Source organism: Streptomyces sp. NRRL F-2580, assembly GCF_000720115.1.
Lineage (GTDB): Bacteria > Actinomycetota > Actinomycetes > Streptomycetales > Streptomycetaceae > Streptomyces.
The window spans coordinates 137,594-150,750 of record NZ_JOIR01000013.1; the positions used below are offsets into that span (position 1 = coordinate 137,594).

General features: G+C 74.6%; 12 protein-coding genes. 5 read left to right on the top strand and 7 right to left on the bottom strand.

Annotated features, from left to right (window positions below; translation table 11 throughout):
- Positions 1 to 44: 44 nt before the first annotated feature.
- Positions 45 to 260: a hypothetical protein gene (locus IF88_RS0116845; protein WP_030712132.1), complete on the bottom strand. Its 216-nt coding sequence runs from the start codon at positions 258 to 260 to the stop codon at positions 45 to 47.
- A 224-nt stretch (positions 261 to 484) separates the two neighbouring features.
- On the opposite strand from IF88_RS0116845, the gene IF88_RS0116850 reads away from it, so the two are divergent.
- Together IF88_RS0116850 and IF88_RS0116855 are read left to right on the top strand one after the other, a co-directional pair.
- Positions 485 to 760: a DUF6207 family protein gene (locus IF88_RS0116850; RefSeq protein ID WP_234323561.1), complete on the top strand. Its 276-nt coding sequence runs from the start codon at positions 485 to 487 to the stop codon at positions 758 to 760.
- Positions 761 to 920: 160 nt separating this feature from the next.
- Positions 921 to 4,187, top strand: a complete 3,267-nt coding sequence (locus IF88_RS0116855; RefSeq protein ID WP_078892936.1) for an amidohydrolase family protein — start codon at positions 921 to 923, stop codon at positions 4,185 to 4,187.
- A 30-nt stretch (positions 4,188 to 4,217) separates the two neighbouring features.
- Here IF88_RS0116855 and IF88_RS0116860 read toward each other — a convergent pair whose 3' ends face one another.
- Complete coding sequence (locus IF88_RS0116860; protein ID WP_030712135.1) at positions 4,218 to 4,616, bottom strand: DUF4440 domain-containing protein; 399 nt, start codon at positions 4,614 to 4,616, stop codon at positions 4,218 to 4,220.
- Positions 4,617 to 4,703: 87 nt separating this feature from the next.
- Entirely contained in the window at positions 4,704 to 5,495 is a 792-nt protein-coding gene (locus tag IF88_RS0116865) for a class I SAM-dependent methyltransferase (protein ID WP_030712136.1), read from the bottom strand.
- 138 nt (positions 5,496 to 5,633) lie between these two features.
- Here IF88_RS0116865 and IF88_RS40405 point away from each other — a divergent pair, with 138 nt between their 5' ends.
- Together IF88_RS40405 and IF88_RS47835 are read left to right on the top strand one after the other, a co-directional pair.
- The gene (locus IF88_RS40405) at positions 5,634 to 5,912 is read left to right on the top strand and encodes a hypothetical protein (protein WP_234323562.1); all 279 of its coding nucleotides are present in this window, start codon (positions 5,634 to 5,636) and stop codon (positions 5,910 to 5,912) included.
- Positions 5,866 to 6,081, top strand: coding sequence for a hypothetical protein (locus tag IF88_RS47835; RefSeq protein WP_234323563.1), 216 nt, complete (start codon positions 5,866 to 5,868; stop codon positions 6,079 to 6,081). Before IF88_RS40405 ends, IF88_RS47835 begins: the two co-directional genes overlap by 47 nt.
- On the opposite strand, the gene IF88_RS0116875 is transcribed toward IF88_RS47835, so the two are convergent.
- The 3 genes from IF88_RS0116875 to IF88_RS0116885 form a co-directional block, all read right to left on the bottom strand.
- On the bottom strand, positions 6,071 to 6,595 hold the full coding sequence (locus tag IF88_RS0116875; RefSeq protein ID WP_030712138.1) for a GNAT family N-acetyltransferase: 525 nt from the start codon (positions 6,593 to 6,595) through the stop codon (positions 6,071 to 6,073). The genes IF88_RS47835 and IF88_RS0116875 overlap by 11 nt on opposite strands.
- 58 nt (positions 6,596 to 6,653) lie before the next feature.
- A complete protein-coding gene (locus tag IF88_RS0116880; RefSeq protein WP_051837038.1) occupies positions 6,654 to 7,934 on the bottom strand; it encodes a serine hydrolase domain-containing protein in 1,281 nt (426 codons plus the stop codon).
- 99 nt (positions 7,935 to 8,033) lie between these two features.
- The gene (locus IF88_RS0116885) at positions 8,034 to 10,121 is read right to left on the bottom strand and encodes a SpoIIE family protein phosphatase (RefSeq protein WP_030712141.1); all 2,088 of its coding nucleotides are present in this window, start codon (positions 10,119 to 10,121) and stop codon (positions 8,034 to 8,036) included.
- Between the two features lie 246 nt (positions 10,122 to 10,367).
- On the opposite strand from IF88_RS0116885, the gene IF88_RS0116890 reads away from it, so the two are divergent.
- On the top strand, positions 10,368 to 10,988 hold the full coding sequence (locus IF88_RS0116890) for an L-threonylcarbamoyladenylate synthase (protein WP_030712143.1): 621 nt from the start codon (positions 10,368 to 10,370) through the stop codon (positions 10,986 to 10,988).
- Between the two features lie 22 nt (positions 10,989 to 11,010).
- Here IF88_RS0116890 and IF88_RS0116895 read toward each other — a convergent pair whose 3' ends face one another.
- Positions 11,011 to 13,152, bottom strand: coding sequence for a bifunctional serine/threonine-protein kinase/ABC transporter substrate-binding protein (locus tag IF88_RS0116895; protein WP_030712145.1), 2,142 nt, complete (start codon positions 13,150 to 13,152; stop codon positions 11,011 to 11,013).
- Positions 13,153 to 13,157 lie beyond the last annotated feature (5 nt).

The following is a 13,157-nucleotide window of genomic DNA, read 5'->3' on the forward strand; positions in this document are numbered from 1 at the left end:
GCGGCTCGGCGCGGAGGAGCATTTCCGCTGGTGTGGAGGGTGCTTCAGGGGGAGGGGTCCCACGCCTCGGGGCCGGCGCCTCGCCATTCCACGAAGTCGGGGTCGGTGAGGTCTGCGTCCTCGGCGTTCTCCAGCCCGGCGTCGGCGAGGAAGACACGGATGTCGGACGAGCGGTGCGCGACCCCGATGGCGACGCCGTCGTAACGCACCCGGCGCCAGCCCTGCTCGTCGGGCGGGTAGACGATCAGCATGGCGGACATGCGCCCAGCCTGTTCCCGTCACTCCCCACCGGCACCTGGCCGCGCGCGCACGGGTGACGCACGCCGAAGGCAGCAGGGCCGCACTGGCGTATCCGGCCGCGAGGTACGTTCAGCAGCACGGGGTGCGGCCCTGGCCACAGGGGCCGCGACGGGGGCCGCACCCCGACAGCACGAGAGCGTCCTACCGGACGATGCCCGCGGCCGGAACCAGATTCCACCCCCTCGTGCGAGTGGAGCCGAAGCCGCCGGCGAACCGCCTCGCTTCCACCGCCGTCGCAGCGGACATGAAGCCGATCGACGAGAAGCACATCGCGGAGCTCCGCCTGGTGGTGCTGGACATCGCTCGCAGGGACGAAGACACAGTCCGGGCCGTCATGGCCACGCTGGAAGAGCGCTGGGCGACCTCGGGCATCGCCCCCGCACGCCGGGATCCCGGCGAGCCCGGGGTCCGGGCCCGGATCTACGCCGACGTCCTGCGCCCGGGACGGGAAGGCTCGTAACCACAGGCCCTGACGGGATGCATCTGTCCTGTGCTCACAACCGCCATCCGACCGTCGGGGGCCTCCGGGATCAAGCGATTGATCCCGGACGGTGTCGCCGTTGCCCCAGGGGGGTCTTGATCGTTTGGTTGTACGTCGACAGGCGAGGCGAGGGGTCGGAATGCGAGTTGCGCGCAGGACCGTGCTGCAGGCGGCTTCGGTGGGAGCCGCGGCGGCGCTGCTCGGGCGTTCCCCCGCTGCAGCCGACGAGGAGGACGCGGCCGGGACGGGGACGGCCCGGGCGGCGACGGCCGGGGCGGGGACGGCCGGCGCGGGGACGGCCGGCGCGGCGTCCGTCGGGCTGCGCTTCACCCGTGCGACCAACGGGGCCGCGACCGCCACGGCCGCCGGGGACCGGTTCGTCGCCGAGGTGCAGAACGTCCTGTGGTCGCTGCCCCCGGACGGTTCGCCCGCCACGCCCCTCACCCCGCCCGATCTGGAGCCCGGGCGTCCGGTGTTCTCCCCCGACGGCCGCCAGGTGGCGATGAGCGCCTACCGCGGGGGCGTCTTCCACCTGTGGGTGATGAACGCGGACGGCTCCGGCCTGCGCCGGCTCACCGACGGCCCCTTCGACCACCGCGCGCCGGCCTGGTCGCCCGACGGCCGCACCCTCGCCTGCTGTTCCGAACGCGGCGGCGATCCGGTGGCCGGCAGCCCGTACCGGATCTGGACCGTCGACGTCGCCGGCGGCCGCGCGCGCAGCCTGACGGGCCTGCCCGGGCAGGAGGGCCCCGGCCAGGAGGGTGAGTGGGAGGACTTCGATCCGGTCTGGTCGCCGGACGGCTCCCGCGTGCTGTTCGTCCGCGCCACCGTGACCACGGGCACGCCGGCCGGCGACACGCTGACCGCCCGGACCATCGCCTCCGTCGCCGCCGACGCGCCCGGGCCGGTACGGGTCGAACACGCCGTCGCCGACGGCCGGCTGATGGCTCCCGCGCTCTCCCCGGCCGGCCGCACCGCCTGGCTGTCCGCGGCCCCCGGCCCCCGCAAGGCCGAGACGCTGAGCCTGTTCGCCGACGGGCGTCAGGTCTCCCTCGACGGGGACCTCGCGCCCGCTCCCCCGCGCTGGATCGGCGACGACCGCCTGCTGATCACGCTGGACGGCCGGTTCCGGGTGATCCGCCCGCACCGTGACGACGGCGACGGCGCCGGCGGTGGCGTGGAGATCCCGCTCGACGCCACCCTCGAAGTGACGCGCCCTCGCTACCGGGTCAAGGAGTACGTGCTGGAGGCCGAGCGGAGCCTCCCGGTCCGCGGCATCCACCTGCCCGCCCTGTCCCCCGACGGCCGCAGCGTGGCCTTCGCCGCGCTGAACGCGCTGTGGGTCGCGCCCGTCACCGGCGGGGCACCGCGCAAGATCGTCCAGGCTCCCGCCACGGCCTACGTCCAGGGCCCGATGTGGACCCCGGACGGCCGGGCCCTGGTCTACACCGACGACCGCGACGGGCTGAACACCGTACGCCGCAGGGAGCTCGACGGCGGCCGCGAGAGCGTGCTCGCGCCGGGCGGGCGGGTCTACGGGGCGCTGTCCCCGGACGGCACCCGGCTCGCCGCGCTGGACCTGTCCGGGCGGCTCCTCGTACGCGACCTCGCGACCGGGACGGAGACCCCGCTGGTCGCGGCGCTGGGCGGGGGCGGACTGCCCGGCCCGCCCAGCTGGTCGCCGGACGGCCGGCACCTCGCCCTGTGCGACCGCAACCGGCTCAGCCGGCGCTTCCGCGAGGGCTACAACCTCATCCGGATCGTCGACACCGCCACCGGCGCCGCCCGCCTGCACCCGCTCGCCCCGCACGCCTCGCTCGCGGACCGCTACGCCTCCGGACCCGTCTGGTCACCCGACGGCCGGTTCCTCGCGTGCGTCAGCGAGTCGGCGCTGTGGCTGCTCCCCGTCGGCCTCGACGGCACGCCCGCCGGACCGGCCCGCCGCCTGACCGACGAGCCCGCCGACCACCCTTCCTGGTCCGCCGACGCGCGCACCCTGCTCTACCAGTCCTGCGCCCGGCTGCGCCTGCTCGGCCTCGACGGCGACGGCGGGCCCGCCGGGCCCGCCCGGACCGTGCCCGTCTCCCTCTCCTACCGGCGCCCCGCCCCCGTCGACACCGTCGTGCACGCGGGGCTGTTGTGGGACGCCACCGGCTCCCCGCCCCGGGCCGACGTCGACGTCCTCGTCAGCGGCGGCCGGATCACCGCCGTCGAACCGCACCGGCCGGGCCGCCGCGCCGCCCGTACCGTCGACGCCTCCGACGGCACGGTCCTGCCGGGCCTGTGGGACGCGCACGTCCATCCGTACCCCTACACCTACGGGGCGCGCCAAGGCGTGCTGCACCTCGCGTACGGCGTCACCACCGTGGTCTCGCTCGGCGGTTCGGCCTACGAGCAGGCCCGGCTGCGCGAGGACATCCGGGCCGGGCGGCTGACCGCGCCGCGGTTGCTGGCCGGCGGGGAGCTCCTCGACGGCTCCCGGGTCGCCTACAGCATGGGGCGCGCCCATCGCACCCGTGCGGGGTTCGCCCGTTCGCTGGCCCGGGGCGCGGCGCTGGACTGGGACTTCGTCAAGACGTACGTACGCGCCCCCTACGAGCTGATGGCCGAGGCGGCCCGTTTCGCGCACGACCGGCTCGGCGTCCTGGCCGGCTCCCACCTGTGCGCCCCGGGCGTCCAGGCCGGCCAGGACCTGACGACGCACCTGGTGGCGACCGAGCGCGCGGAGTACGGTCACGGGGCGACCCCGCGCGGCCACACGTACCAGGACACCGTCGAGGTCTACACGCGGGGCGGTTTCGATCTCATCGCCACCCCCTTCACCGCGCTGCCGCTGATCGGCGCCGATCCGGCGCTCGCCGACGATGCGCGGGTGACGGCCCTGATGCCGCCCTGGGACGTGGAGGCCGTCCGGGCCGCGGCCGCGACTGCGCCGAGCGCGGAGCAGAGCGCCGTCCTGGAGCGCGAGGTGGACGTCTACCGGCGAGTGGTGGCGGGGGGCGGCCGGCTCGCGCTGGGCACCGACGCGCCGCTCACCCCCGTGGGCCTCCACCTGCACCTCTCCCTGCGGGCCCTGCACCGGTACGGGATGTCGCCGGCGGAGGCACTGGCCACCGTGACCCGGACCCCGGCACGGGTGTTCGGTGTCGCGGACCGGCTCGGCACGGTCGAACCGGGCAGGATCGCCGACCTCACCCTGGTCGACGGAGACCCCTTCACCGACTTCGCGGACCTGATCCGCGTACGGGCGACCGTCCGGGGCGGTGTCGTACGTGAACGCCCGGCCCTGGAGCGTGCCTTCGCCCGTTCCGGCGCCATGCCGGACGCGGCTCCCGGGGACTGGGGCGGGGTGCTGAGCCAGATGCTCCGGGACGGCTGCTGCACCGACCACGAGGGAGACCGCTGACAAGCGCCGCCGACGCCGTCGGCTTCGCGGTCAGGGCTGGTCGTACCAAGAGAAGGCGGCGATCCGCCAGCCCTCCGGGGTCCGCACGAACTGGATGGTCTTGGTCCCGCCGCCCTCGAAGGGCTCGCCGTCCAGGATCCCGGACTTGTGGTACTCGCCGAACCGCGAGGCGATGTCGCCCGCGATCTCGGTCCGTTCCGAGGTCTCCCACTCGGAGAACTCGGCCAGCCGGCCGCCGGAGAGCAACAGCAGGCGCGGCTCGATGAACTCGTCCACGGTGTAGGGCGTGAAGTCCGGGCCGGTCTTGACGATCGCTGCGCCCGGGAGCATCAGCCGGCGGATCCGTCCCACGTCGGCGGCCTGCCCGCCCCGGTTGTCGAAGGCGCCGAAGAACTCGGCGGTCACCACGTCTATCTCGGCCTTGGACATGGCGCGACAGTAACACCCGTACGGGCGGCGGGCGTCGCTCCGCTTCCGGGCGGCCGGCTGGGGGAGGCCGCGTCCGTCCGCGTGCGGTCAGGCCGCGAGCGCCGTGGTGATCACCAGGGGCGGCCTCGCCCGCTCCGCCGACCACGGGCGGCCGGCCGCGAGGTCCGGGTCGGCGACGGTGAGGGCCTCGTCCACGGTGGGCCGGTGCTGGACGACGTCCCGGAAGCCGGCGCGCTCCAGCAGGGCCGGGAAGTAGCCGACGGGCCACGCGTGGTTGCGCATCTCCTGCCAGGTTCCGTCGGTGCGCAGCAGCCGTACCGTCAGCTCGTCGCCGGGCCCGTACACCTCGTCCGGTTCGCCGACCCGCAGCGAGGCGTACTCGGTGCCGTTGCAGCCGGGGTCGGTGGTCAGCAGCACGAACAGGGCGTCGGGCCGCAGCAGTCGGCGGATCTCGGTGAACACACCGAGCACCGCGTCCTCGGTCGGCAATGACGCGAGCACGTGGTTGCACATGACCGCGTCCGCGCAGCCGTCGTCGAGGCCGGTCACCCGGCCGTCCTCCACGAGGTGGTACTCCGCCACCGCGGTCGCCGAGGCGCGGGCGAGCGCCAGCATCTCCGGGGAGGTGTCCACCCCGAGGACCCGCGCCCCCAGCTGCCGGGCCGCGTGGTCGGCCACCCTGCCCGGTCCGCATCCGTAGTCCACCAGGACCGCCCCGGGTCCGATCCGGCGGGACAGGGCCCGGAAGACGAACGGGTACCCGAGCAGCCAGTCCGTGGCCGCCTCCACCGCCGCGAATGCCCGCGCGCCGTCACGCCCGGACCAGGCGGCGCCGTCCGCGGCGCCGCCGTGCCGGGGTCCCTCCGACCAGTCGCTCACAGCCCCACTATCGACCCATCGCCACCACTCGGCACGGTTACGACACGACGTCCCGGCCTGTCGCCTCCCCCGCCTCCGGCCTCCGCCTTCGCGCCGAAACGGCTTCGGGCCGGCCGGCCCCGTGACAGCATCCTCCCCATGAGCCGGGACGACAGCGACGAGGCGTACGTGGTCGGCCTGTGCCACCAGGTCCTGGGCGCCACGGCCCTCGCACAGCACAGGTTCGACTGGCTGCTGGGCGATCCCGGGGCGGGAGGCCGGCGGGCCAGGCTGCCGGTCGACGCCTACTGGCCCGGCCACCGGCTGGTGCTGGAGTACCGGGAGCGCCAGCACGAGGAGCCGACACCCTTCTTTCGACAAGCCCCACAGGATGACGGTCAGCGGAGTCCACCGCGGCGAGCAGCGGGCCCGCTATGACGGCTACCGCGACACGCAGATCCCGGCCCGCGGCCTGCGGCTCGTGGTCGTCCGCCCGTCCGACCTCGCGGCCGACGGCCGGGGGCGACTGCGTCGTGTTCCGGAGAGCGACGTGGAGACCCTCCGCGGGCTGCTCGTCGGGGTGGCGGAGCGGGACGCTAGAGGGTGATCCAGTAGCGCCGCTTGGGGCCGATGAGGGTTTCTCGGACGTCTTCCAGTACGCCGCCGTTGGACTCGATCGTGCGGATCGACGCCTCGTTGCCGGGGTCGCAGGTCAGCAGGACCCGGTCCATCCCCAGCAGGCGGGCCTCGTGCCGGACGGCGCCCAGGGCCCAGGTGGCCAGTCCGCGGCGGCGGGCCGAGGGCCGGACGCTGTAGCCGATGTGGCCGCCCGCGTCGAGCAGGAAGCCGTTCAGGTAGTGCCGCAGGTCTATCGCGCCGAGATAGGTGTCGTCCTCGGCGATCCACCAGTACGTGGCGTGCACGCGGCCGTGCTCGACGGGCGCCGTACGGTCGCCGTACCGGTGCAGCCGGTCCACCCAGGCCGCGAAGCCCTCCGGGCTGTCCACGTCGTCGTCGGAGCCGAGTCCGGCGCCGTCCAGGTGGGCGTCGGGGCCCGCTTCCCGCTGGGCTGCGAGCCAGGAGCTGTGCAGGCGGGGGGTGGGGCTGATGAGCTCTGGCATACCTCGGACCCTAACAGTCGGATCATCCGACCCGGTCCCGCGGCGCCGGGCGCGGACCTCAGCCGGACGTGGGTGCGGGCGGCCTCGAAGCAGGTGACGCGGGTGCCGAGGCCGAGGGCTTGGGGGCCGACGGCTTGTGCCCGGGGTAGACGTGGTCCGGGGTCACGATGCTTGTGATCGCCTCGCCGAAGAGGGTGCTGGGCTCCTGGCCGTCGTGCAGGACGTCGGTGTTGAGGATGACGACCAGGGTCGCCTGCTCCTGCGGCAGGAAGACGCCCAGGCTCTCGTAGCCCGGGAGCGAGCCGTTGTGACCGATCCAGCCCTGGACGTTGAACAGGCCCAGCCCGTAGCCGGCGCCTGGGATGCCGACCGAGGTGGTCTTCAGGCGCTGGGCCTGTGTCTCGGGCGTCAGCAGCGTGCCCGTGGCGAGGGTCCGCGCCCAGCTGCGCAGGTTCTGGAGGTCGGAGATCATGGCGCCGGCGGCCCAGGCCCAGGACGGGTTCCAGCCGGCGGCGTCCTCGATCTTGCCGGAGGCCGTCTGGTCCGTGTAGCCCTGCGCGTGCGGTGCGGGGAACTCCGCGCCCGTCGGGAACAGCGTGCGGCCCAGTTTGGCCGGCGCCACCACGTCCCGGTTGATGACGTCCTTGAGCGGCCGGCCGGTGACCTTCTCGATCACCAGGCCGAGCAGGATCAGGTTGGTGTTGGAGTACTCGAACTTCGCGTTCGGCTCGAACTGCACCGGGTGCTTGAAGGAGTAGTCGAGCAACTCCTGCGGCGTGAAGGGACGATCGGGGTCGGTGGTGAACGCCTTGTCGAAGTCCGCGTCCTCGCTGTAGTTGAAGAGCCCGCTGCGCATGCCGGCCAGCTCGCGCAGGGTGACGCGGTCCCCGTTCGGAACGCCGGCGATGTAGTCGCCGATCGGGTCGTCCAAGCCGACCTTGCCCTGGTCGACCAGCTGGAGGACGGCGGTGACCGTGAACGTCTTGGTCTGGCTGCCGATGCGGGTGTTGAAGTCGGTCCGCATGGGCGCGCCGGTCGTCTTGTCGGCCACGCCGAAGGCCCTCACGTAGCTGCCCTTGCCGGGTGCCCACAACCCCACGATCACGCCCGGCACCCGGGCCTCGCGCATGACCTGGCGCACGGCGGCGTCGAGTCGGGCCGCGACGGCGGGGGTGAGCTCCGGGAAGCCGTCCTCGCCGTCCGGGGTGGGGGCCGCGGGGGCGGACCGCACCGCGGCGGGCGTCCCGTACGCGGAGCCCGCGACGGCCGGGGCGACGAGCAGGGCCGCCGCGACGGCGGCCACGCGGGCCCGGCGGAACCGTAGGTGCGTCGGACTCACCACGGGCCTCCTGCCGTACGGGGTTCAGGGCGGGACGATCACGATCAGCGTAAGGTCGCGCCGGCCGGGCCGCGAGGCGAGCGGTCGGCTGCGAGAGGGTTACGGCAGGGACCTCGCGCGGGCGATGACCAGGGCGACGTCGTCGTGGTCGTCCGGCCGGCGCAGGGAGTCCAGGAGCCGGTCGCAGGTCTCCTCCAGCGGGCGCCCGGTGTCGGCGAGCAGGGCCAGCAGCAGGTCGAGGCGTTCGTCGATGGGCTGGTCCCGGGTCTCGACGAGGCCGTCGGTGTAGAGGACGAGTTGGTCGCCGGGCTCCATGGCGACGGTGGTGGCCTCGAACGGGATGCCGCCCACGCCGAGCGGTGCGCCGGTGGGCAGGTCGAGGAGTTCGGGGGTGCGGCCGGACCGGATGAGGACGGGCGGCAGGTGTCCGGCGACGGCGACCCGGCACTGGGCCCGGTGCGGGTCGTAGACGACGTAGACGCAGGTGGCGATGGTCTCTTCGAGGGCGGCGGTGGTGCGGTCGAGCTGCTGGAGCACCTGGGTCGGGTCGAGGGCGAGTTCGGCGAGGGTGCGGGTCGCGGTCCGCAGTTGTCCCATGCTGGCGGCGGCGTTGATCCCGCTGCCCATGACGTCGCCGATGACGAGGACGGTGGTGTCGTCCGGGCCCGCGATGGCGTCGAACCAGTCGCCCCCGATCTCGCTGCTGGCCGCGGCGGGCCGGTACCGGGAGGCCACTTCCAGCCCGGGCGTGGGCGGCGGGTGGTGCGGGAGGAGGTGGTGCTGGAGGGCGAGGGCGGTGTGGTGCGCATTGCGGTACCAGCGGGCGTTGTCGATGCAGACGGCGGCGCGGGCGGCCAGTTCCCCGGCCAGCACGATGTCGTCGTCGTTGAAGGGCAGCGGGTTGCGGGTGCGTTTGAGGTCGAGGGCGCCGAGGACCTCGCCGCGGGCGATCAGGGGCACGGCCAGGTACGAGCGCAGGCCGGCGCGGGTCAGGAGCGAGGCGGCGGTGCTGTCGCGGGCGATGCGCGAGATGTCGTGGGCGTGGACGTGGGCCACCAGGACCGGGTGTCCGGTCGTCACGGACTGGGTGACCAGCCGGTCCGCGGCGTAGGCGGCGATGTCCCCGGGCGGGTCCGCGGCGCGGACGGCCTCGCTGGGGAAGGCGGAGGCGACGGCCAGGGCACGGAACACGGCGGGCTCGTGTGCGGACGACCGCAGGGTCGGCCGGCCTTCGAGTACGGAGTCGAGGATGTCGACGGCGGCGATGTCGGCGAGCTCCGGGACGACGACGTCGGCGAGCTCGCGGGCGGTCTGGTCCAGGTCGAGGGTGGTGCCGATGCGGACGGTGGCGTCCGCGATCAGGGCGAGGCGCCGGCGGCTGCGGGCGATCTCGATGGCCGCCTGGTGACTCTGGGTGACGTCGACCACGGAGGTGGCCAGTCCGAGGACGCGTCCGGTGGCGTCCTCCAGCCGGTAGTACGACACCGACCAGGCGTGCTCGGTGCGCTCCCCGACGTGGGTGCGGCCGGCCGTGAACTGTTCGAGCAGCGGCGTACCGGTGGCCAGGACCTGGCGCATGGCGGATTCGGCGGCCTCGGTGTCGTCCAGGAAGGAGAGGGCCTCGCGGACGCTCCGGCCGATGTGCTGGGCGGCGGGCAGCCCGTTGATCCGTTCCAGCGTCGGGTTGACCAGCACGTACCGCAGTTCCGTGTCCAGAACGGCGAGACCGATCGGGGACTGGGCCACCAGACGCGCGGAGAGCGCGAGGTCCCGCTCCAGCTGCCGCAGCCGCGTGCGGTCGGTCGCGATGCCGAGGGCGTACAGGTCCCCGTGCTCGTCGAGCAGCCGCATGTTGCGGAATTCCACCAGGCGGGTGCCGCCGTCCTTGTGGCGTACCGGGAAGGCGCCCGCCCAGTCCCCCGCGCCGCCCATGACCCGCGCGAAGAGCTCGGTGACCAGCCCCACGTGCTCCTCGGAGGCCAGCAGCCCGGCCGCGGGACGGCCGAGCGCCTCCTGGGCCGACCAGCCGAACAGCTGCTCGGCCTGGGGGCTCCACAGTGCGATCCGTCCCCGGGCGTCGAGGACGACCGCAGCGACGTTCAGGACGTCGAGCAGCCCGCTGGGCGGGGCGAGCCCGGGCGCGATACGCCCGGTCCCACCGGCTCCCGACCCGTCGATCGAACCCATCGGGGACGCTCCCTTCCGGCATCTCCGGCCCCGCCCCCACCCGCCCAGCGGCGGCCCGGGGCGCACGGCTACCTCTCATCGTGCCCCGGAACCCGCCCGGCAGCGTCCGGAGCGCCCGGAGCGGCTCGGAGCACCCGCCCGCCCGGCCGGGCGGTGGTCACCGGCCCGGACCGGTTCACTCAGCGCGCGCATCTGCGAATCGGGCGCGGCCCGACCGGCGGCGCCGGGACCACGTAGGCTCGGCGGATGGCGAAATACTTCGACGTGCACCCCGAGAATCCTCAGCGTCGCACGATCGGCAACGTGGCCGACATCATCCGCTCCGGCGCGCTCGTCGCGTACCCGACAGACTCCTGCTTCGCGCTGGGTTGCCAGCTGGGCAACCGTGACGGCATCAGCCGGATCAGGTCGATCCGCAACCTGGACGACCGTCACCACTTCACCCTGGTGTGCCAGAACTTCGCGCAGATGGGCCGGTTCGTCCAGATCGACAACGACGTGTTCCGCGCGATCAAGGCGGCCACACCCGGCAGTTACACCTTCATCCTCCCGGCGACGTCGGAAGTGCCGCGCCAACTGCTGCACCCGAAGAAGAAGACGGTCGGGGTCCGGATTCCCGACCACGTCGTCACGCAGGCCCTGCTCGACGAGCTCGGCGAGCCGCTGCTCTCCAGCACGCTGCTGCTGCCCGACGAGGACGAGCCCATGACGCAGGGCTGGGAGATCAAGGAGCGGCTCGACCACGAGGTGGACGCCGTGCTGGACTCCGGCGACTGCGGCACGGAGCCGACCACGGTCATCGACTTCTCCGGCGGCGAGGCCGAGATCGTACGCCGGGGCGCGGGCGACACCTCGCGGTTCGAGTAGTCGCGCCGGGCCCGGCCGCCGGTCACGGGGAAGGGCGTACGTCCGGGTAGAGGCCCAGGTACCGGTACGCGCCGGATTCGGCCCGGTAGAGGTGGGCGATGCGGTCTCCGGTGAGGACGTGGGTGCCCGTGTCGAAGGCCAGTGGCTTGGCCAGCCCCTGGTGGGTCGTGCGGAAGATCCGCCGGGTCAGGCCCGCGCGGCCCCGCCCCTCCTCCTCCAGGCCGGTCAGGGCCGCGGCCAGCAGGCCCACGGCGTCGTACGCCTCGGTGGCCCAGCGGGCGGGCGGCTCCCCGTGCGCCGCGCGGTGGGCGGCGACGAACTCGGCGGCGGCGGGGACGGCCGACGGGTCGGTGAAGAGGGCGCTGAACACCCAGCCCTCGGCGGCCGGCCCGGCGTCCGTGAGGAAGGCCGGTTCCATGACGTGCTGGAGGGCGACGCGCGGGCCCGGGAATCCGGCATCGGCCAGGGCCCGGGCCAGCCGGGCCGCGCGCTGCGGTGAGGTGCCGGCGTAGACGACGGCCTCGGCCCGGGCCTCGGTCAGGGCGCGGACCACGCCCGCGAAGTCGGAGCCGCCGACCGGGATGCGGTGGACGGTGAGCGTGCCCATCGAGGGCGGGCTCTGCTGCAGGGTGCGGATGAGCGGCCAGGTGGGTTCGCCGCCTTCGACGTCCTCGACCAGGCCCGTGCGCCGGACGGGCTTCACCCGGGTGAGGTAGTCGATCACCGGGAAGGCGAACCGGTCCCCCGCCGGGCGGGTGGCGCACAGGGTCCGCCACGGCGACTGGGCGGTCTCCGCGCTGTCGACCGCCACCAGCACCAGGGCGAGATCGGCCGCCGCGCAGGCGGCGGCCAGCTCGGGCACGGCCGCGTCCCAGGTGGGTCCGGTGAGCGCGGCGACGGCGGGGTCGGCGACGAGTTCCTTGACCACCTGCGCGGCGCGCGCCGGGTCCCCGCCGTCGTCGGCGACGCGCAGGGCCAGCAGGAACGCGGCGTTCTTGCGGCCGTTGTGCCGCTCCACGGCCAGTCTCATGCCACGCTCGTGGGCCTGGCCGACGGCGCGGCCGGGACCGGTCAGGTCGGCCTGGAGGGCGAGGGTGAGGGTGGCCAGGTCGCGGGACGGCGGTGGTGTCTTGCCGCGGGCCCGCCTGCGGCTGGCGAACCAGGCGGTCGGTGCGCCGACGGCGGCCAGGCCCGCGCCGGCCGCGAGCAGCCGCCTGCGCGTGAGGGCCCGTACCGGCGTCTGCGGCGCGTCGATCCGGGTCGGTTCCGGGGCGGGGAGGTCCAGGGCCCTGGTGGAGCGTTCGGCGATGAGCCGGGGCAGTGGGGGCGGCAGCCAGTCCTCGGCGTCCGCCCCGGACGGGTCGTCGCCGAGTGCGGCGCTCAGCCGGGCCGGGGTCGGCCGGGCGGCCGGGTCCTTCGCCAGGCAGGCCAGCACCGGTTCGAGCAACTCCGCGGGAAGACCGGTGAGTTCGGGCTCGTCGTGGACCGTACGGTAGACCACCGCGGCCGCGTGCCCGCCGCCGAAGGGGCCGTGACCTGTCGCCGCGTACGCCAGGACGCAGCCGAGGGAGAACACGTCGCTCGCGGCGCCCGCCGCAGGGCCGCCCGCGCGGGCCTGTTCCGGGGCCAGGTAGCCGGGCGTGCCGATGACGGCGTCCACGGCCGTCAGCGTGGCGGCCCCTTCGGCGCGCGCGATCCCGAAGTCGATCAGCCGGGGCCCGTCCGGGGCGAGGAGGATGTTGCCCGGTTTGACGTCGCGGTGGACCAGCCCGGCTGCGTGCACCTGCGCGAGCGCCTCGGCGAGCCGCGCGCCGAGGGTCCGTACGGCACGGGCGGGCAGGGGGCCGTACGCCGCCACCGCCTCGGACAGGGCGGGGCCGGGGACGAACGGGGTGGCCAGCCACGGCTCGCGCGCCTCCGGGTCCGCGGCGATCACCGGGACCACCCAGCGCCCGGTCAGCTGCCCGGCGGCCTCCACCTCGCGTCGGAAGCGGAGGCGGAAGTCCGGGTTGGAGGCGTGGTCGGCGCGGATGACCTTGACGGCCACCAGGGTGCCCTTGGTGGAGCGGGCGAGGTACACCGTGCCCATGCCGCCCGAACCGAGGCGTCCCAGCAGCCGGTTGCCGCCGATCGCGGCCGGATCGGCCGGGGTGAGGGGGCGCATCCCCG